The organism is Luteococcus sp. Sow4_B9, assembly GCF_052116585.1.
Classification (GTDB): domain Bacteria; phylum Actinomycetota; class Actinomycetes; order Propionibacteriales; family Propionibacteriaceae; genus Luteococcus.
In genome coordinates this window covers 215,759-235,657 of record NZ_JBQKKT010000002.1, presented here as the reverse complement: position 1 = coordinate 235,657, position 19,899 = coordinate 215,759, and the positions used below count along the sequence as shown (strand labels likewise).

Annotated in this window: 16 protein-coding genes and 1 pseudogene; 6 read left to right on the top strand and 11 right to left on the bottom strand. The window is 67.4% G+C overall.

Going from position 1 to position 19,899, the window contains the following annotated elements:
* Window positions 1-98: 98 nt before the first annotated feature.
* From cysD to ACTQ49_RS02430, 5 genes are all read right to left on the bottom strand, one after another.
* Window positions 99-1,010, bottom strand: coding sequence for a sulfate adenylyltransferase subunit CysD (cysD, locus tag ACTQ49_RS02450; RefSeq protein WP_441826251.1), 912 nt, complete (start codon window positions 1,008-1,010; stop codon window positions 99-101).
* Window positions 992-1,789: a phosphoadenylyl-sulfate reductase gene (locus ACTQ49_RS02445; RefSeq protein WP_441826250.1), complete on the bottom strand. Its 798-nt coding sequence runs from the start codon at window positions 1,787-1,789 to the stop codon at window positions 992-994. Before ACTQ49_RS02445 ends, cysD begins: the two co-directional genes overlap by 19 nt.
* The gene (locus ACTQ49_RS02440; RefSeq protein ID WP_441826249.1) at window positions 1,786-3,489 is read right to left on the bottom strand and encodes a nitrite/sulfite reductase; all 1,704 of its coding nucleotides are present in this window, start codon (window positions 3,487-3,489) and stop codon (window positions 1,786-1,788) included. The genes ACTQ49_RS02445 and ACTQ49_RS02440 overlap by 4 nt, the downstream gene beginning before the upstream one ends.
* Window positions 3,490-3,683: 194 nt before the next feature.
* Complete coding sequence (locus tag ACTQ49_RS02435) at window positions 3,684-3,770, bottom strand: putative leader peptide (RefSeq protein WP_441826284.1); 87 nt, start codon at window positions 3,768-3,770, stop codon at window positions 3,684-3,686.
* Between the two features lie 145 nt (window positions 3,771-3,915).
* Complete coding sequence (locus ACTQ49_RS02430) at window positions 3,916-4,188, bottom strand: hypothetical protein (RefSeq protein WP_441826248.1); 273 nt, start codon at window positions 4,186-4,188, stop codon at window positions 3,916-3,918.
* A 148-nt stretch (window positions 4,189-4,336) separates the two neighbouring features.
* On the opposite strand from ACTQ49_RS02430, the gene pyrR reads away from it, so the two are divergent.
* From pyrR to ACTQ49_RS02410, 4 genes are all read left to right on the top strand, one after another.
* Window positions 4,337-4,918, top strand: coding sequence for a bifunctional pyr operon transcriptional regulator/uracil phosphoribosyltransferase PyrR (gene pyrR, locus ACTQ49_RS02425; RefSeq protein WP_441826247.1), 582 nt, complete (start codon window positions 4,337-4,339; stop codon window positions 4,916-4,918).
* Window positions 4,915-5,892, top strand: a complete 978-nt coding sequence (locus tag ACTQ49_RS02420) for an aspartate carbamoyltransferase catalytic subunit (protein WP_441826246.1) — start codon at window positions 4,915-4,917, stop codon at window positions 5,890-5,892. The genes pyrR and ACTQ49_RS02420 overlap by 4 nt, the downstream gene beginning before the upstream one ends.
* On the top strand, window positions 5,889-7,169 hold the full coding sequence (locus tag ACTQ49_RS02415) for a dihydroorotase (protein WP_441826245.1): 1,281 nt from the start codon (window positions 5,889-5,891) through the stop codon (window positions 7,167-7,169). The genes ACTQ49_RS02420 and ACTQ49_RS02415 overlap by 4 nt, the downstream gene beginning before the upstream one ends.
* Before the next feature lie 799 nt (window positions 7,170-7,968).
* Complete coding sequence (locus tag ACTQ49_RS02410) at window positions 7,969-8,895, top strand: SDR family oxidoreductase (RefSeq protein ID WP_441826244.1); 927 nt, start codon at window positions 7,969-7,971, stop codon at window positions 8,893-8,895.
* 75 nt (window positions 8,896-8,970) lie between these two features.
* On the opposite strand, the pseudogene ACTQ49_RS02405 reads toward ACTQ49_RS02410, so the two are convergent.
* The 4 genes and pseudogenes from ACTQ49_RS02405 to uxaC all read right to left on the bottom strand — a co-directional run.
* Window positions 8,971-9,279 (bottom strand): annotated as a pseudogene (locus ACTQ49_RS02405) (WGxxGxxG family protein); the annotation flags it as partial.
* A gap of 422 nt (window positions 9,280-9,701) precedes the next feature.
* Window positions 9,702-10,790 carry a PfkB family carbohydrate kinase gene (locus ACTQ49_RS02400; protein ID WP_441826243.1) on the bottom strand — a complete coding sequence of 363 codons (1,089 nt, stop codon included), beginning with the start codon at window positions 10,788-10,790 and terminating at the stop codon, window positions 9,702-9,704.
* Window positions 10,791-10,850: 60 nt separating this feature from the next.
* Window positions 10,851-12,209 (bottom strand): mannitol dehydrogenase family protein, encoded by a 1,359-nt coding sequence (locus tag ACTQ49_RS02395; RefSeq protein WP_441826242.1) that lies wholly within the window; start codon window positions 12,207-12,209, stop codon window positions 10,851-10,853.
* Complete coding sequence (gene uxaC, locus ACTQ49_RS02390) at window positions 12,206-13,621, bottom strand: glucuronate isomerase (RefSeq protein ID WP_441826241.1); 1,416 nt, start codon at window positions 13,619-13,621, stop codon at window positions 12,206-12,208. Before uxaC ends, ACTQ49_RS02395 begins: the two co-directional genes overlap by 4 nt.
* A gap of 143 nt (window positions 13,622-13,764) precedes the next feature.
* On the opposite strand from uxaC, the gene ACTQ49_RS02385 reads away from it, so the two are divergent.
* Window positions 13,765-15,072 carry a lactate racemase domain-containing protein gene (locus ACTQ49_RS02385; protein WP_441826240.1) on the top strand — a complete coding sequence of 436 codons (1,308 nt, stop codon included), beginning with the start codon at window positions 13,765-13,767 and terminating at the stop codon, window positions 15,070-15,072.
* A 1-nt stretch (window position 15,073) separates the two neighbouring features.
* Here the strand turns inward: ACTQ49_RS02385 and ACTQ49_RS02380 are convergent, their stop codons facing one another.
* Window positions 15,074-16,099, bottom strand: a complete 1,026-nt coding sequence (locus ACTQ49_RS02380; RefSeq protein WP_441826239.1) for a LacI family DNA-binding transcriptional regulator — start codon at window positions 16,097-16,099, stop codon at window positions 15,074-15,076.
* 209 nt (window positions 16,100-16,308) lie between these two features.
* On the opposite strand from ACTQ49_RS02380, the gene gndA reads away from it, so the two are divergent.
* Complete coding sequence (gndA, locus tag ACTQ49_RS02375; protein WP_441826238.1) at window positions 16,309-17,784, top strand: NADP-dependent phosphogluconate dehydrogenase; 1,476 nt, start codon at window positions 16,309-16,311, stop codon at window positions 17,782-17,784.
* Window positions 17,785-17,885: 101 nt separating this feature from the next.
* Here gndA and ACTQ49_RS02370 read toward each other — a convergent pair whose 3' ends face one another.
* Window positions 17,886-19,865 carry an OPT family oligopeptide transporter gene (locus ACTQ49_RS02370; RefSeq protein WP_441826237.1) on the bottom strand — a complete coding sequence of 660 codons (1,980 nt, stop codon included), beginning with the start codon at window positions 19,863-19,865 and terminating at the stop codon, window positions 17,886-17,888.
* Between the last annotated feature and the right edge of the window lie 34 nt (window positions 19,866-19,899).

The following is a 19,899-nucleotide window of genomic DNA, read 5'->3' as shown; positions in this document are numbered from 1 at the left end:
CCTCTCCGCACGCCCCGCAACGGGGGACGAGCGACGGTGCGCGCGAGGGCGCGGGGGGACCAAGGGGGTCGTCCCCCCTTGCTGATGAACGCCGATCACTAGAAGTACCCTTCCTTCTTGCGGTCTTCCATGGCTGCTTCGGAGATGCGGTCGTCGGCGCGCGTGGCGCCGCGTTCGGTGAGGGTGGTGGCGGCCACCTCCACCACGACGTCGTGGACGTCGGTGGCGTCGGACTCGACCGCCCCGGTGCAGGACATGTCTCCGACAGTGCGGTAGCGCACCTGCTTGGTCACCACCTGTTCGCCGTCGCGCGGCTGGGAGACGGGCCCGACGGCCAACCACATCCCGTCGCGATGGAAGACCTCGCGGTCATGCGCGTAGTAGAGCTCCGGGAGTTCGATGCCCTCGCGTTCGATGTAGCGCCACACGTCCAGCTCGGTCCAGTTGCTGAGTGGGAAGATGCGCACGTGCTCGCCGGCCCGGTGGCGGGCGTTGTAGAGGTTCCACAGTTCGGGCCGCTGGTTGCGGGGGTCCCACTGGCCGAACTCGTCGCGCAGGCTGACGATGCGCTCCTTGGCCCGGGCCTTCTCCTCGTCGCGACGGCCGCCGCCGTAGACGGCGTTGAAACGGTTCTCGCTGATCCCGTCCAGCAGCGGCATGGTCTGCAGCGGGTTGCGGGTGCCGTCGGGACGCTCGGTGAGCCGGCCGTCGTCGATGTAGTCCTGCACCCGCTTCACCACCAGCCGCAGACCCATCCGTTCGACGGTGCGATCGCGGTAGTCGATCACCTCCGGGAAGTTGTGGCCCGTGTCCACGTGCATCACGGGAAAGGGCACGGGGCCGGGCCAGAAGGCCTTGGCCGCCAGGTGCAGCATCACCACGGAGTCCTTGCCGCCGCTGAACAGCAGCACGGGCCGTTCCAGTTCGGCCGCGGTCTCGCGGAAGATGTGGATCGCCTCGGACTCGAGGGCGTCAAGATGGTTCTTCGTGCTCACAGGTGGATCCCGCATTCTGTCTTGGCGAGTCCGGCCCAGCGGCCGGCTCGGGGGTCTTCTCCGGGGGCGACGCGTCGCGTGCAGGGCTGGCAGCCGATCGACGGGTAGCCGTCGGCCAGCAACGGATTGACCGGGACGCCATGGGCGGTGGCGAAGTCGAGCACCTCGTCGAAGCTCCAGGCCGCGATCGGGTTGAGCTTCACCATCTGGTGGGTCGTGTCCCACTCGACGAGCTTCGCGTTGGCGCGCAGGGCGTTGTCCTCGCGACGGATGCCGGTCACCCACGCCTCATAACCGGCCAGCGCCCGGCCCAGCGGCTCCACCTTGCGGATGCCGCAGCAGTGGCCCGGGTCGCGGTCGTGCAGGGCTGCCCCGAACTTCAGGTCCTGTTCCTCGACGGTGATCTGCGGCAGCACCTCACGGATGGTCACCGGCCAGCGGCGGGCCAGCTCGTCGCGCGTGGCCAGCGTCTCCTGGAAGTGGTAGCCCGTCTCCAGGAAGAGCACGTCGACTCCGGGGATGGTCTGGCTGACCAGGGCGGACAGGATGGTGTCCGCGGCCATCGAGCAGGCGACGGCCAGCGAGTCGCCAAATTCCTCGGCGGCCCAGGCCAGCACCTCTTCGGCGGGAGCGTCGACGAAGCGTCGCTGACCCTCCACCACCGTGGCCAGCAGGGCCTCGGGGCTGCGCCGTTGCGCTGCGGGGCGCAGCTCTCGGGTGATGCTCCCCGCATCGGGGGTCTCCAGGTTGATGCTCATGCCAGTGGTCTTGCCCATCTCAGTGTTGTTGCTCATCTCAGGGCGTCCTCCTCGGCCCGGTGGGCCCATTCGGCGAAGGTCTCGTCGCCCTCGTGCGTGTCCAGGTAGCTGCGGGTGACTCGTTCGACGTAGTCGGGCAGGTCGGCCGCGGTCACCTTGAGCCCACGCACGGTGCGGCCCAGGCCAGCCTCCTCACGCTGGTCGCTGGCCAGCCCACCACCCAGGTGCACCTGGAAGGCGAACTCGTCGCCAGCCAGCTGGCCCTTGAGACCGATGTCGGCGATCTGGATCCGGGCGCACGAATTCGGGCAGCCGTTGATGTTCAGGCTGATCGGGGTGGGCAGGTTCACGTCCGAGAGGCGCTGTTCCAACTCGCCGATGGTCTGCTTGGCCAGCCCCTTGGTCTCGACGAAGGCCAGCTTGCAGTACTCGATGCCGGTGCAGGCCATGGTGGCGCGACGGAAGGGCGAGGGGGTGGCGGTGAGGCCGAGCTCCTCCATGCCGGCGACGAGCTCGTCGACCTTGGCGGGGTCGACGTCGAGCACCAGCAGCTTCTGGTGCGGGGTGAAGCTGATCCGTCCGGAGCCAGCGGCCTCGGCCAGGTCAGCAATGCCGTTCAGGATGGTGCCGGAAAGACGGCCCACGGTGGGGGCGAAGCCGACATACTTGCGGCCGTCCTTCTGGTCGTGGACGCCGATGTGGTCGGCATTGCCGGCGGCCCTGGCGGGAGCGGGACCATCGGGCAGCTCGCGGCCCAGGTACTCGTCCTGCAGCACCTGGCGGAACTTCTCGGGCCCCCATTCGGCCAGCAGAAACTTCAGGCGGGCCTTGGTGCGCAGCTTGCGGTAGCCGTAGTCGCGGAAGATGCCGCAGACCCCGGCCCAGACCTCCACCGCGTCCTCGGGGCGGACGAAGACACCCAGTCGTTCTGCCAGGCGGGGCGTGGTGCTCAGACCGCCGCCCACCCACAGGTCGTAACCGGCCCCCAGCTCGGGGTGCACGACACCGACCAGCGAGATGTCGTTGATCTCGTGCACCACGTCCAGGCTGGGGTGCCCGGTGATGGCGGTCTTGAACTTGCGGGGCAGGTTGCTGAAGTCGGGATCGCCGATCCACCGTTCGGTGATGGCCTTCACCGTCGGGGTGGGATCGATCACCTCGTCCGCGGCGATTCCGGCGACGGGGCTGGCCAGGAAGCCGCGCGGCGTGTCACCGCAGGCCTCGGTGGTGGACAGTCCGACGGACTCCAGCCGGCGCCAGATCTCCGGTACGTCCTCGATCGCGATCCAGTGGTACTGGATGTTCTGGCGGTCGGAGACATCGGCGGTGTCCCGGGCGAAGTCCACGCCGATCTGGCCCAGCACGCGCACCTGCTCCAGGTTCAGCTGCTGGCCGTCGATGCGCACGCGCATCATGAAGTAGTCGTCGGAGAGCTGGCCGGCGTCGAGCTTGCTGGTCTGGCGGGCGTCGATACCGGGCTTGCGCTGGGTGTAGATGCCCAGCCAGCGGAAGCGGCCGTGCAGGTCGTCGTCGGGCACGGATCCGATGCCCTGCTGGGAGTAGACGTCGACGATGCGTTGACGCACGGCCAGCGGATCCTCTTCTGACTTGAACTCCTCATTGTGGTTCAGCGGCTTCTTGCCGTCGACGGCCCACTGGCCCTTCGACTGGCCCTCACGGGGTGGGCGGACGCGGCTCGCGGCGGGGGTGGGTGTGCTTGCTGGACTCTGGTTCACGGTGGTCACCTCGGGTTGTGGGTACGCGACACCGCAGGAGGGATCACCAGTCAGGATTCAGGACACCGTGTGCCTCTCGGGCCTGCGGATTCGCAGGGCGCACAGGCTCGTGGGAGTTTCGGTGTTCTGGGGTGGCCCGGGCGTCGCGCGCCCGGACGGGATGCCCTGGTCACCAGGGCGGGGTCGGACGCGGCTCAGGCCATCCGACACATGCAGCCATTGAGGCGCAGCAGATCGACGTGACGGCGGGTCACGAGTCGAATCTCCAGAGCGCTCTGCATGTGCTGAATTCAAGCACGCGCTTCTCGCAATCCCAAACCTGTCTCAAAGTGCGAGCGCTTCACGGGCCCCGACGTGAAAGGACCCCGGACGTGAAAGGACCCCGGACGTCGGCGTCCGGGGTCCAGGCGGTCAGGTGGATGGAGATCAGACAGCGTCGGCGTCCAGAGCACGTTGGGCGCGGACCGGAGCCACGGCGGCCACCTTCTGCTCCTCCTCGTCGATCAGACCAGCGATCCGCTGGTTCGCGATGGCGTCGGACTTGCGGCTGGTGGCGACGATCAAGCCGCCCACGACGAGGGCGATCAGCAACGGCGCACCGAACATCAGCATGAACATGAACATGCTCGTCGGCGGCGTGAACTCGGGCCATCCCGGGAAGGTGGACTCCAGCAGGTTCAGGGAGGAGATCGGGCTCATGCGGCTGATCCTAGCGGAGCCCGATCCCGCGCGGGGAGATACCGGCCCTCGGTACGGCACGGGTCGGTTCGTTGGTAGATTTCGACGTCGAGGACCACGGCCCACGAGCGGCGGGGGCAATGGTCCCCCGAAGACACAGGAGTTCCCCGTGACAGACGCACCGCAGCCCTCGCACGGCCCGGCCCGCACACTGCTCGACGGCGATGAGATCGCCCGCGCGCTGACCCGCATGGCGCACCAGGTGGTGGAGCTGAACCGCGGCGCCGATCGACTGGTAGTCCTCGGCATCCCCACCCGCGGGGTCCCCCTCTCGCGGCGGCTGGCCTGCGCCATCGAGCGGATCGAGGACGTCGAGGTACCCGTCGGAGACCTGGACGTCACGATGTACCGCGATGACCTGCGGCGCAATCCAACCCGGGAGGTGGGCCGCACCTCCATCCCGGTCGAGATCGAGGGGCGCACCGTGGTCCTCGTCGACGACGTGCTCTATTCGGGCCGAACGGTCCTGGCCGCCCTGGACGCACTCAAGGACATCGGGCGCCCCGCCCGGGTGGTGCTGGCCGTATTGGTGGACCGCGGTCACCGGGAGCTCCCGGTCCAGGCCGACATCACCGGCCTGGCCATCGGCTCGGCCAAGGACGAGCGAGTCACCGTCCATCTCCAGGAGCGCGATGGCACGGACGTCGTCACCATCGAGCGCATCACTCCCACCGCGAAGGACCACCGATGAAGCACCTGCTGGCCGCCAGTGACCTGGACCGCAGCCAGGCCCTGTCCATCCTCGACCTCGCCGAACAGATGCACGACATCCAGGGGCGCGAGGTCAAGAAGATCCCGGCCCTGCGCGGCCGCACCATCATCAACCTCTTCTTCGAGGACTCGACCCGCACCCGCACCTCCTTCGAGATCGCCGGCAAGTGGATGAGTGCCGACACCATCAACGTGTCCGCCAAGGGCTCCAGCGTGAGCAAGGGCGAGAGCATGAAGGACACGCTGCTCACCCTGGACTCCATGGGCGTCGACTGCTTCGTCATCCGCCATGCCGGCTCGGGCACGGTGCAGCAGGCCGCTGGCTGGGTGCGGGCCAGCATCGTCAATGCCGGCGACGGCGCGCACGAGCACCCCACCCAGGCGCTGCTGGACAGCTATTCGATCCGCCAGCACTTCCGCACGATCGACGGTGGCGAGGTCAATGATTTCGAGGGCCGCACGGTGGCCATCACCGGAGACCTGCTGCACTCCCGCGTCGTACGCAGCAATGTCTCGCTGTTGACCACCCTGGGCGCAAAGGTTCTGCTGTGCGCTCCCCCGACGCTCATGCCCACCGGTGCCAGCACCTGGCCCGTGGAGATCGTCCCCAGTTTCGACGACGCCCTGGCCCGGGCCGACATCGCGATGATGCTGCGGGTGCAGCGTGAGCGGATGAGCTCCGGCTTCTTCCCCAGCGAGCGCGAGTACATCGACGGCTGGGGCCTGACCGCCACCCGCTTGCGGGCACTGAAGCCGGGCGTCGGCATCATGCATCCGGGCCCGATGAACCGTGGCCTGGAGATCTCCAGCGAGGCGGCCGACAGCGCCGGATCGCTCGTGCTCAACCAGGTCTCGGCCGGTGTGGCCGTCAGGATGAGCGTGCTGTACCACCTGCTGGGCGGCGCCCAGGACCAGAACTCCCCCACCAACGCCAAGGAAGGCGACGCAGCATGATCGAGGATGCCCGAAACTACGTGATCGCCGGAGTCCGGCTGGCAGACGGCAGCACTACCGACCTGTACATCCAGGACGGGACGCTCGTGGACGAGGCGCCCCAGGGGGCCGAGCGGATCGACGCCGACGGCCTGCTGGCTCTGCCTGGACTCGTCGACCTGCACACCCACCTGCGCGAGCCGGGCCGTGAGGACGCGGAGACCGTGCGCACTGGCACCGAAGCCGCTGCGCGGGGCGGTTTCACCGCGGTCTTCGCGATGGCCAACACCCAGCCCGTCACCGACGATGCCGAGAAGGCCGAGTGGATCAAGCTGCTCGGTGAGCGCGATGGCTCCTGCTTCGTTCAGCCCATCGGGGCGGTCACCAAGAATCTGGCGGGCAAGGAACTGTCCGAGATGGGCCTGATGGCCAAGTCATCGGCGCAGGTGCGTGTCTTCAGCGACGACGGGATGTGCGTGCAGGATCCGCTGCTGATGCGCCGCGCCCTGGAGTGGGTGCGTCCCTTTGGCGGTGTCATCGCCCAGCACTCGCAGGACGGTTCCCTGGCCGGCCCGGGCGCCTGCTGCCACGAGAGTGAGATCTCCGGCCGGCTGGGACTGGGCGGCTGGCCTGCCCAGGCTGAGAGCGTCATCATCGCCCGCGACGTGCAGTTGGCCGAATTGACCGGATCGCGGCTGCACGTCTGTCACATCTCCACGGCCGAGGGCGTCGACGTGGTGCGCTGGGCCAAGAAGCGCGGCATCAACGTGACCGCCGAGGTCACCCCCCACCACCTGCTGCTCGGTACGCGTGAGGTGGAGGGTTATGACACCACCTTCAAGGTCAATCCCCCGCTGCGCACCGACGAGCACATCGAGGCCGTGCGTGAGGCCCTGGCCGACGGCACCATCGACGTCGTCGGCACCGACCACGCCCCGCACGCCGCGCAGGACAAGGACCACGCCTTCGTCGACGCCCGTCCCGGAATGCTTGGTCTGGAGCAGGCGCTGTCCGTGGTGATGGAGACCATGGTCAACACCGGGCGGATGGACTGGCCCACCCTGGTGGAGCGCATGTCCACGGCCCCGGCCCGGATCGGCAACCTCGAAGGCCGCCAGGGCGTCGCCCTGACCACGGGTGCGCCCGCGAACCTGGTCCTCGTGGACCCGTCGGCCCGGGCATCGGTGGATCGTGAGCAGTCCCGATCGCGCAGCCGCAACAACCCGTACCACGGGCGCGACCTTCCCGATCCCGTCGTGGCCACCTTCTGGGCGGGGCGGCGGACCTTCCAGCGCTGACCTTCTCCTGATCACGCGGCGGGCGCCCTTCCCGAGCAGGTGGGAATCCTGAGGCACGGCAAGGTCCAGTCGAGCGACATCGCGGCGGCCATGATGGCCCTCGCAGTGGACGGCTACCTGCACTTGGCCCCCGAGGAGCGCCCTCGCTCGCGCTTTCGCCGTGCGGGCAGGACCTGGCGCCTGACCGCCCTCAAGCGGGTCGACGAGAAGCTCAACCCGGTGCGAGCCACGCTGCTGCAGACGATCATCGACGTCGGCCGGCCGGTCCTGTTGGACGAGTTGAAGCCCAAACTGACCAAGGTGGTGCCGGATCTCAGGGAGAGCCTGGCCGCTTGGCCCCAGCACGAGACCTGGTTCCCCAACATGTCCGGCGGGAAGGTTCCCTTGAGCAAGTGCATCACCACTGCGGGCAACCGGCAGCGCACTGGCCTGGGGACGGCCCTGCGCTACCAGACCGCAGGATTCTCCACCTTCCTGGAGACGGCAGACGGGAACCAGCTGCGTTTCGAGGAGGGAGCGGGCTGGTTCAGCCGCTACCTGCCGTGGGCCGTCGCCCTGGGCGTGACGCACCAGTGGGTGCGGGCCTTCCGCCAGGCAGCCGAGGATCTCGACCAGGATCTGCAGGTGGTCTGGTACAACGACCTGGCGGGGACGGCGGCGGTGGGGGCGACTGAACCGGACTGCCCGTGGCGGGGCTGCTGTTCGCGCGGGGCGATCATCATTCCTCCGCAGGGGTGTCCTGCTTCCGGCCGGTGGGCTCCTAGCCTCGATGGAAAGCCGTGTGGAAAGGAGATGCCCCATGACCGAGAAGAACGAAAACCAGGACCACATGACCCGCGACCAGCTCACCTTTGCCAACCCCGTCACCCGCTACGAGGATCTCGACATCCCGGAGCAGCGGCAGCCGGAGCCCGGTCTGGACGCCGACCTGCTGCCGAAGCCCGATCGAGGCGAAACCACCTATCGCGGCACCGGACGCCTTTCGGGCCGCAAGGCTCTGGTCACCGGTGGTGACTCAGGCATCGGCGCCGCCGTGGCGATCGCCTTCGCCCGCGAGGGCGCCGACGTCGCCCTGGGCTACCTGCCCGCCGAGGAGGAGGACGCCCAGAAGATCGCCGACCTGATCGAGGCAGAGGGCCGCACGGCCGTTCGCCTGCCGGCAGACGTCAGCACGTCGGAGGCGGCCCGCAAGCTCGTCAACGACGCAGCCGAGGCGCTGGGTGGACTGGACATCCTCGTGAACAATGCCGGGCACCAGAAGTCGACGGCGAAGTTCGAGGAGATGACCGACGAGCAGCTCCGAGAGACCTTCGACACCAACATCCTGGCCATGTTCTGGATGAGCCAGGAGGCCCTGAAGCACCTGCCGGAGGGATCGACGATCATCAACTCCACCTCGGTGCAGGCCTACCAGCCCAGTGAGGACAAGATCGACTACGCCTCCACCAAGGCTGCGATCAACAACTTCACCAAGGGTCTGGCGCAGTACCTGGCACCCAAGGGGATCCGGGTCAATGCCGTGGCCCCGGGGCCGATCTGGACCCCGCTGCAGGTGCAGGGCGGTCAGCAGACCGAGGACCTGCCGGGGTTCGGCGAGCAGACCGCGCTGGGGCGTGCGGGCCATCCGGTGGAACTGGCGCCGGCCTATGTCTTCCTCGCCTCTGCCGAGTCCAGCTACGTGGTGGGCGAGACGTTGAACGTGAACGGCGGCCTGCCGACTCCCTGAGCCTCCCCGCAGATCGCGGATTGGCCAAACGGGCCGTTTCAGGCTGGCGACTACTCAGCCTCAGGGCTCGCGGCCTCAGATGTCGCGGCGTCCGTCGCGGTTGAGGTCGGTCGCCGGACCATTGTTCACCGGGCCATTGTTCACCGGGCCATTGTTCACCGGGCCATTATTCACATTGCCGGAACGCAGGTCCTCGGTGCGGTGGTCACGCACGTGCTCCGTACGGACGGGCTCGGTGCGGTGCTCGACGTGGGCCGGGCGGACCGTGGTGTGATGCTCGGGCTTCTTGCGAAGACCGGCCAGGCCCAGCAGACCCGTCAGACCCAGGAGGCCCCACAGACCCGTGCGGTCCTTCTCCTCCACCGTGGTGGTGGTGTGCTCGGTGGCCGTCGCGGTGGCAGTCGGCTCTTAGGGCGCCGGGGTGGCCGTCTCGGCATTGGCCAGTGCGGGGGCACCGAGGGTCAGGGCCGCGCCGAGGGCAGTTGCTGCGAGGGTCTTGCGCATGATGTCTCTCCTTGTGGTTGGGAGTCGTGTGACCCCTTCGTTCGGGAGTCCTTGGACATCTAGAAACATAGGCTTAATTCACCATAATGCGCCATTCAATCCACCCTCAGCGAACGAATATCTCCTTCCCAGCGCGTTTCCCACCCCTTATGACTCACCCAAAAGTATGATTCTATTTCATCACTGAAATGCCAATCGACTGTGACTTCCGTAGCAGCCCCTGATTCCCACCGGAAACGCTCGTCACGAGACAGCAAATCCCCGGCATCCACGTGGGGATGCCGGGGATTGCCACTGCCGGATCAGCGCTGCACGCGCGCATTACCCTCGAAGATGGACCACACCTGCGCCTCGTCGGCCGGCGCAGCATTGTCGGTGACCGACGTCGCCGCGAGCGCGCCGGTGGCCCAGCCGAACTGGGAGCACTTCTCCACGCCCCAGCCCTTGAGGACGCCGTAGAGGACGCCACCCACGGAGCCGTCTCCGCCACCGATGCGGTCAAGGACGTCGATGTCACGCAGCTCCTGCACCGCGAACTCACCCTCGGGCTTCTCTGCGCAGCTCCACAGCACCATGCCCCACTTGTGATGATTGGCGCTGACCACCTCACGCAAGGACGTACCGATGATGGATGCCTGCGGGTAGGCCTCCTTGATCCGGCCGATCATCTCCTTGAAGCCGTCGATCTTCGCATCGATGCCCTCGCCGCCAGCCTCCGGCCCCTGGATGCCCAAGCAGAGCTGGAAGTCCTCCTCGTTGCCGTAGAGGATGTCGCACTGCTCGGCGATCTCGTGGAAGGCCTTGGAGAGCTCATCCTCGCGGCCCTTCCAGAAGGACGCGCGGTAGTTCATGTCCATGCTGACCAGGGTGCCGTGCTCCTTGGCCTTCTTGGCCAGCTCGACGCAGAAGGCACTGGTCTTGGGCGACAACGCGGCCACCAACCCGGACATGTGGAGGATCTTGACGCCCTCTTGGCCGAAGAGCCGATCCAGGTCGAAGTCCTCGACGCTGAGCTCGCGGCCGACCTCTCCGGCCCGGTCATTCCACACTCGCGGCGCGCGGCCACCAAAGCCGGAGTCGGCGATGTTGAACTGGTGGCGGTAGCCCCAGGCGTCGCCCTGCGGCACCTCAGGACCCTCGAAGGCCATGCCCCGGGCACGCAGCTGCGACTTGATGAAGGCGCTGATCGGCGAGCCCTCGACGAAGGCGGTCAGCACCTTGGTGGGCTCCCCCAGGTGCGAGGCAATCGAAGCGACATTCGCTTCCGCCGAGGTGGCCTGCATGATGTAGCGGTCAGAGACGTGCACACTCTGGCGGTTCTCCGGCGTGATCCGGACACCGATCGAGGTGGGCACCACCATCGACCACTGGGCGTCTTCACGAAGCTTCATGGATCTGTCTCCTGTTGGTTGGTCTGGTTGGTTCGACGTGTTGGTTGGTCGTGACCGCGGTCAGGCCTGCAGCTCGACCATCTGCCGCAGCACCGTCTGCGCGACGCGCTCGTCCTCGATGCCCAGGTAGCCGAGCACCTTGCCCACCGACTCCTGCTCGTCGCCGGCGACCAGGGCGGTGACCTCGTCGGCACGGGCATCGTTGACGGGCGCTCCGACGCCGCGCAGGTGCAGTACCCAGGCTGCGACGGCCCGGGTGGCCCCTTCGGCGATGCCGCCCTGGGCGAGTTCTGCCTTGATGGTTGGGACGTGGCGGATGAGGACCTTCTGGGATCCGTCGCCGGCGATCTGGGCCAACAGGTGCTTGATGCGCGGGTTGCGGTAGCGGCCCAGCAGCGCCTCACGATACTCGGCCAGCTCCTCGGCGGGCAGTTCCAGGTGCTTGACAGCGTCGTCCCAGAACTCGTTGACCCAGCCCAGCACCACCTCGTCACTGATCGCGTCGTAGACGGTCTCGTGGCCCCGGATCGAACCGGCGTAGGCCATCAGGGAGTGTGATCCATTGAGCAGGGTGAGCTTGCGGGCCTCGTGCGGAACGACGTCATCGACGAAGCGCGCACCCTTGGTCTCCCACGCGGGACGACCGGCCTTGAACTCTCCGGACAGCACCCATTCGGCGAAGGGCTCCGTGACCACCAGTGCGGGATCGGCGATCCCCGTCTCCTGCTCGACGCGCTCACGGTCCTCGTCGGTGGTGCGCGGCGTGATCCGGTCCACCATGGTGGTGACCACGCCGACATTCTGTTCGATCCACTCCACCAGGGATGGATCCACCTGTTCGGCGGCCTGGGTGATGACGTGCTTCACCATCGGCCCGTTCTCGGGGATGTTGTCGCAGGGGCAGAAGGTGATCTCCCTGCCGCCGGCTTCGCGACGGGCCAGCAGGCCCGCCACGAACTTGGCCGGAGCCGTGGAGACCGCCGCCGTGGAGTCGGCCTTGAGCGCCGCCAGGTCCGCCTGCAGGGTCTGGTTCTGCAGGTCCAGGTCGCCATCCTTGTTGCGCAGGTAGCCCGCCTCGGTGATCGTCGAGGTGACGATGGCCAGCGCCGGATCGGCGAAGTAGCCCCGCCATGCCTCCAGGTCGTCGGCGGCGTGCACCTCCGAGAGGCAGCTGATCACCTCCACCTGGTCGCCATCGGGCGCGGCGACGCAGAGCTGGTAGAGGCCCTCCGACGGGGCGAGCGTCTCGGCGATGGCCGGAGAACGACCGGTGAAGGCCGCGATGCCCCACTGGTCGGCGTCGGTGGCGTGCTCGGTGTACCAGGCCTGGTGGGCCCGGGTGAAGTTTCCGATACCCAGGTGGATCATGCGAACGGGGGCCTTGGGTCGCCCGTGCTCGGTGCGATTGAGAGTGGTCACAGCTTGAACACCTTCTTCGGGTTGTTGCTGACGAGGTTGATGGCCGTCTCGATGGCCTCGTCCTCGTCCAGACGGTGCTGCACCACCAGGCTGGCCAGGTGGGCGGCGTCCAGACGACGGGACATGTCGTGACGGGCGGGGATGGAGCAGAAGGCGCGGGTGTCGTCGATCATCCCGGAGACGCGGGTGAATCCGGCCATCTCGGTGACCGACTGCTTGAAGCGCATGATCGACTCGGGCGCGTCGATGAACCACCACGGGACACCGATGTACAGGCTGCGGTACCAACCGGCCAGCGGCGCGATCTCCCGGCTGAAGTTGTCCTCGTCCAGCGTGAACAGGACCAGGTTGAGATTCGGGTGGTTGCCGAACGCGTTCAGCACCGGTTCGAGAGCACGGGTGACCTCGAGCTTCACCGGGATGTCATTGCCGACGTCGGCGCCGTACTCCTCGGTGGCAGCGTGGTCATGGCCACGGGCCACGGCGGGGTGCAGGGTGAGTGTCAGGCCGTCCTCGGTGGCCATCCGCACCTGGTCTGTGAGGAGGTGGCGTCGCAGCTGGTCGCACTGCTCCGGGGTGGCCTCGTTCTTGCGGGCCAGCTCGAAGAGCTTGGCGGCCTCGACGGGATCCGGCGCGACGGTTGCGAGGTCGGCATGCGAGTGGTCGGTGGAGACGGCACCGTTCTCCTTGAAGAAGGCGCGGCGGCTCTCCATGGCCGAGGTGTAGTCGGCCAGCGAGGAGATCTCCATCCCCGCGGCCTCGCCCAGGGCGGTGACCAGGTCATTCCAGTCGCGTCGTCCGGGCTCCAGGTACTTGTCCGGCCGGAAGGTGGGCACCACGCGACGGGTGAAGGACTCGTCGGCGGCGATCTTCTGGTGGTGGTGCAGGTCATCGCACGGGTCGTCGGTGGTGGCGATGAAGGCGATGTCGAAGGAGTCCATCAGGGCCCGGGGCTTCATCTCCGGGGTGGCCAGCTTGGCATTGATCGCGTCGTAGATCTCGTCGGCGGTCTCGGCGCTGGGTCGCTTGTCGATCCCGAAGATGCCGACCAGCTGGTCCTGCATCCAGTAGCGCATGGCCGTTCCGTTGTAGTCGCTCCAGTGCTCACAGAAGGTGCGCCAGGCGGTTCGCTTCTGCTCGTCGGTGAGCTCGGTGCCCACGGGGACGCCCAGCGTCGACAGCTCCACGCCATTGGCGTGCATGATGCGGTTGACGTAGTGGTCGGGCGTGATGAGCAGCTCGGTGGCGTCACCGAAAGGGATGTCGTCCGCGATCCAGGCCGGGGGCACGTGGCCGTGGGGCGAGAGGATCGGCAGGTCCTTGACCTCGTCGTAGATGCGACGGGCCGCATCACGCGTGGTGGGGTCTGCGGGGAAGAGTCGGTCTGGGTGGAGCGTCATTGCCTGTGCCATGTGGCCCATGCTCTCCGGAGCCACTGACAGTTTCCACCGGTTGCCACGTGTTGGCCGATCACGTCGACCGCGAAGGGGCGTGCCACCACGGCAATCCCACGCAACCGCTTGCCCGCGGACGGGCTGCAGGATTGACTGGCTCCATGAGCCCCGAAAGCACCTCCAGCGAGTCCTTCCCCGTCGAGAGCATCGGCGGTGCCCACCAGCAGGTCGGCGAGGCCGACTTCATCGCCTTCGTCGAGCGCAACCTCGCCCGCGCCGACGTCGACGGCAAGAAGGTGGTGCTGGTGGTCCCGGACGGCACCCGTTCCATGCCGCTGCCCATGGTGCTGAAGGCCGTGCATGCCCAGCTCGCACCGCGGGTGGCCGAGCTCACCGCGGTCATCGCCCTGGGCACGCACTCCTACATGGAGCCTGACGAGATCGACCGCTGGTTCGGCGTCGGGGGCGAGGGGCAGCCGGCCACGCTGGAGGAGGCCTACCCGGGCATGCGGGTGGTCAACCACGAGTGGCAGGACCCGGACAAGATCGTCAAGGTCGGCACCCTCAGCGCGGAGACCATCCGTGAGCTCAGTCAGGGTGCGCAGGACGTCTCCGTCGACGTGGAGATCAACCGCTACGTCGTCGAGGCCGACGTGAACATCGTCATCGGACCCGTCTTCCCGCACGAGGTGGTGGGCATCTCCGGCGGCAACAAGTACTTCATCCCCGGCTGTGCCACGCACGACGCGATCGACCTCTCGCACTGGGTGGGGGCCCTGTTGGGCGTCGAGAAGGTGATCGGCACCACCGGCATCACGCCGATGCGCGCCATCATCAATGCCGGCACGGACCTGATCGACAACGAGAAGTTGGCGCTGTGCCTGGTGGTGCAGTCCGGCTCGGGCGAGCTGGAGGCTGCTGCCTTCGGCACGAGCGAGGACGCCTGGGCAGCCATGGCGGAGGTTGCCGCCGAGAGCCACATCGTCTGGCTGGACGAGCCGCTGCAGAAGGTGATCGCCTGCATGCCCGAGCGCTATGACGACATCTGGACCGCCGCGAAGGGCTGCTACAAGGCGCAGCCGGCGATGGCCGACGGGGGTGAGGTGATCATCTATGCCCCGCACGTCACGGAGGTCTCGGAGGTGCACCACGAGATCTACGAGATTGGCTACCACTGCATCGAGTACTTCACCAAGCAGTGGGACCGCTTCCAGGATGTGCCCAAGGGTGTCCTGGCGCACTCCACTCACGTGCGGGGAGCCGGGACCTACGATGAGCAGACCGGTACCGAACACAACCGGATCAAGGTGACGCTGGCCACGCAGATCACGCCGGAGACGTGCGCCCAGGTGAACCTGGGCTACCTGGACCCCGCCAGCATCGATCTGGAGGCCGAGGCCAAGACACCCGGAACGATGGTCGTGCCCAATGCGGGCGAGATCCTGTTCAAGCTCAATTCCCAGCGCTGATTCACTGCCCGCTGCTGAGCGGCCCCGTCGACTCCCGTACCACCAGCTCCATCGGCATCGTGGCGAGCCCCGGTACGGCGGTCTGGTGGGACTTCATCAGGGCCAGCACGGTGCGCACGCCCTCCTCCCCCAGCTGGCGGAGCGGGGAGGCCACCGTGGTGATGGCCGGCGTGACGAGGTCAGACGCGAAGGTGTTGTCGAAGCCAACCACCGAGAGGTCACCGGGAACGCTGATCCCACGCTGGGCGAGCCCGCGCAGCACACCGATGGCCACGAGGTCGTTGTAGCAGACCACCGCGGTCTCGCGGTGGTTGCCGATGTCCCGGGAGGCGGTCAGACCGCCCCTGACCGTCGGATGGACGGGGCCATAGCGAAAGTCATCCAGGCCCAGCTCGGAGCAGGCATCGCGGAAGGCACGCCAACGCATGCCGTCCACCCAGGAGGCTTCCGGCCCGGCCACATAGGCGATGCGGCGGTGCCCTAGCTCCCCCAGATGCTCGAGGGCTCGTCGCATGCCGCGGGCATTGTCGCTGGTCACACAGGGCAGTCCGGTGACGTGGCGGTTGAGCACCACCGTCGGGACCTTCTTGGAGACCCCGCGCAGGGCCGTGTCCGACTGGCGAGAGGCGACGATCACCAGCCCGTCGAGCACCGGCAGGGACCGTTCCAGGAGAGTGCCCTCACGCTCGGTCGACTCCTGGGAATCGGCGAGCACGATGGAGAAGCCCGCCTTGGCCGCGGTGACCTCGGCACCCCGGATGATGTTGAAGTAGAAGGGATTGGTGACGTCGCCGATCAACAGTCCGATCATCTTCGTGCGTACCGGGCGCTCGGCCCGGAAGACCGCCTCGGTGCGGTAACCGAGCTCCGCGGCGATGCGATGGATCTTGGCGGCCGTCTGGTCACTCACCCGCCCGGGGCGCGAGAAGGCCCGGGAAACCGTGGACGGGCTGACTCCAGCAGCCTCGGCCACCTGGTAGATCGTGGCCGGCCGGCTCTGTGACTGGTCATCCTTGCCCTGTGCCATGCTACTGACTGTAGTATGCGCCGTCATCAGATGGCAACAGTGGGCAACAGCACTGGTCAGGGCTATTTCATCACTCAGATCGATCAATCTGGCCCTGCAACATGTGGCAAGGACTCCCGCCGCCGTCCCGCCTTTGCTGGACTGGACCCGTCACAGGCCGGCAGGCAGAGTTGCTGTCGGCCAGAACTGCCCCGACCCAAGGAGTTTCCATGACCGAGACCACCTCGCCCACCACCGAAGCGAAGCAGCTCGCCGATGTCGGCGTGATCGGCATGGCCGTGATGGGCTCCTCACTGGCCCGCAACATGGCCCACAAGGGCTACACCACGGCCATCTACAACCGGACCTTCGCCAAGACCGAGGAGGTCATCGCCGAGCACGGCACCGAGGGCAATTTCATTGCCTCCGAGAAGATCGAGGACTTCGTCGCCTCGCTGGAACGCCCCCGTCGCATCGTGATCATGGTGCAGGCCGGCCGTGGCACCGACGCGGTGATCGACCAGCTCATTCCCCTGCTGGAGCAGGGCGACATCATCGTCGACGGCGGCAATGCCTTCTACGAGGACACCATCCGCCGCGAGCAGAAGGTCCGCGACGCCGGGCTGCACTTCGTCGGCTGCGGCATCTCCGGTGGCGAGGTTGGTGCCCTGGAGGGCCCCTCGATGATGCCCGGCGGAACCCGCGAGGCCTACGAGTCGATGGGCCCCATCCTGGAGAAGATCTCCGCCCAGTACGAGGGCGAGCCGTGCTGCACCTACATCGGCACCGACGGCGCCGGCCACTTCGTCAAGATGGTCCACAACGGCATCGAGTACGCCGACATGCAGTTCATCGGCGAGGCCTACACCCTGCTCAAGGCCGCTGGACTGAGCAATGAACAGATGGCCGACGTCTTCGCCGAGTGGAATACCGGTGACCTGGACTCCTACCTGATCGAGATCACCTCCGAGGTGCTGCGCCAGGTGGACGCAAAGACGGGCAAGGGCCTGGTGGACGTGATCGTCGACGCCGCCGGCATGAAGGGCACCGGCACCTGGACCGTGCAGTCCGCCCTGAAGCTGGGCGTGCCGGTCAATGCCATCAGCGAGGCCGTCTTCGCCCGCGCCATCAGCTCCAGCCCCGAGCTGCGCGAGCACGCACAGGCCGCTCTGGAGGGCCCGGACGGCTCGCTCGCGGTGGACGACGTGAAGGCCTTCACCGATGACATCCGTCAGGCCCTGTGGGCCTCCAAGGTGATCGCCTACGCCCAGGGCCTGGACGAGATCCGCATCGCCGGCCAGGAGTACGGCTGGGAGATCGACGTGGCCGCGGTCGCCAAGATCTGGCGCGACGGCTGCATCATCCGCGCCAAGCTGCTCGACCGCATCAGCAATGAGTACGCCGCCGGCAACCTGGTCACCCTCCTGGAGGCCCCCAGCATCAAGGCGGAGCTCGCCAAGGGGCAGGACGCCTGGCGTCGCGTGGTCACCACCGCCATCACCGCCGGTGTCCCGGTGCCGGGCTTCAGCTCATCGCTGGCCTACTACGACCAGGTGCGTGCTCCGCGCCTGAACGCGTCGCTCACGCAGGGTCTGCGCGACTACTTCGGTGCCCACACCTACAAGCGGATCGACGCCGAGGGCTCCTTCCACACCCTGTGGTCGGGCGACAAGTCGGAGATCGCCGGCGACGGCGGCAACCACTGAGTCCTGCTCCTCGCACCGCAGGCTCACCAGACACACGAAGGGCGCTCCCACCACAAGGTGGGAGCGCCCTTCGCTACGTGTGTCACCACGGCGTCGAGGCGTCAGAGGCGGTCGACGGCCTGCTTCTTCGTCCACGCGTACAAGGCTGCGACGAGCGCTGCGAAGACCGCGATGCCCAACAGCTGAGCCGGGTTCACCCAGCTCTCGGCCTTGATGACGGCCATCGGCTCCTCCTGGCCGGTGGCCGCGACGATACCGGCGTAGATGACACCGAAGAGGCTCTCTCCAACGATCAGACCGGTGGCCAACAGGGTGCCCATCCGCTTGCTGCGTTCGGGGCTGGGGGTGTGGTCGGCCCACTTGTCGTAGGCCAGACCCAGAGCGGCCCCGATCGGGATCATCAGAGTGAGGCTGATCGGCAGGTACATGCCCATGCCCACGGCCAGCGGCGGCAGCGCCATGCGGCCCTTGGTGGTCTTGCCCAGGATCTCGTTGATCGCGATGACCACACAGCCGATCAGCGCGCCGATGCCCAGCAGGTTCCAGTCCAGACCGCCACCGAGGACGCCCTTGGCCAGGGTGGAGATCAGCGAGGCCTGCGGGGCGGCGAGGGCTCCCTCACCGGCGCCCGGGGCTCCGGCGAAACCGAAGGACGTGTTCATGACGCCCAGCACCGGCGGGATGATCGCCGAACCGAAGGCGACGCCGATGATCAGGGCCACCTGCTGCTTCCACGGGGTGGCACCCACGAGCTGACCGGTCTTGAGGTCCTGCAGATTGTCATTGCTGATGGTGGCGACGCCGAAGACGACGGCCGTGGTGAACAGGGTGTAGGCCACCAGCGCCTCGGTCATCTCCCCGGTCCCGGCGCCGTGCACGCCCTTGATCAGCAGGGCCGCCGCGATGGCGACGATGATGCCGACGCCCGAGATGGGCGAATTGGAGGCGCCGATCAGGCCGGCCATGTAGCCGCAGACCGAGGCGACGAACAGGCCGACGAGCAGCACGAAGAGCACCGAGGTGATCACCAGGCCGAGCGAATTGCTCTCCAGCGGGGTGCCGCGGGTGAACAGCCACAGCAGGGCGCCGATCGGCAGCATCGACGCCAGGGTGGTGCCGATCACCACCTTCATGGACAGGTCACGTTCCTCGATGGGCAGCTCGCCCTGCGCCTTCTGGTGTGCGGCCAGGGACTCGGTGATGCCCTTGATGATGGGGCCGATGATCTTCAGCAGGGTCCAGACGGCGGCCACCGCCATGGTCCCGGCGCCGATCAGGCGCACATCGCTGGAGAAGACCGCACCGACGCTCTTGGCCAGCGGCAACTCGGGGTCGATCTGGCCGCGGGTCATCATCGGCAGGATCACGCCATAGCTGATCAAGAGACCCACGATCATGGCGAGGCCCACGGTGATGCCCACCAGGTGGCCGACGCCGATCAGGGCCAGCGAAAGGCTGGTGCCCACCATGGTGCCGCCGGCTCCCACCTTGAAGGCCTGCTGCACGCCTTCCGCCACCAGCTTCATCTTGGCGATGATGGTGAAGGCCGCCGCACTCAGGCCTGCAACGGTGATGATCTTGAGGCCGCGGGCATTCTCCTCGCCACCTTCGGCGGAGTCACCGACGCGCAGCACCTCCGCAGCGGCGACGCCCTCCGGATAGGGCAGGTCGGAACCCGTCACCAGCGCCCGGCGCAGCGGAATAGAGTACATGACGCCGAGCACGCCGCCGAAGAAGCAGACGGCGGCGGTGGTCCAGTACGGGAAGCCCTGCCAGTAGCCGAGCATCACCAGGCCGGGCAGCACGAAGATGATGGCGCTCAGCGTTCCGGCGGCCGACGCGATGGTCTGGACGATGTTGTTCTCCACGATCGTGTGGTCGTGGAACATCCGCAGGATGGCCATCGAGATGACGGCTGCGGGGATGGACGTGGCGAAGGTCAGCCCCACCTTGAGGCCGAGGTAGACATTGGCAGCGGTGAAGACGAGGGTGATGATGCCGCCGATGACAACACCGCGGAGCGTCAGCTCCTTGATGCTGGTGCGCGGCACACCCGTCGCCGTGACGGGGCTGTTGGTCACGATGTTTCTCCTGGAAGACTGGGCGCACCGGTGG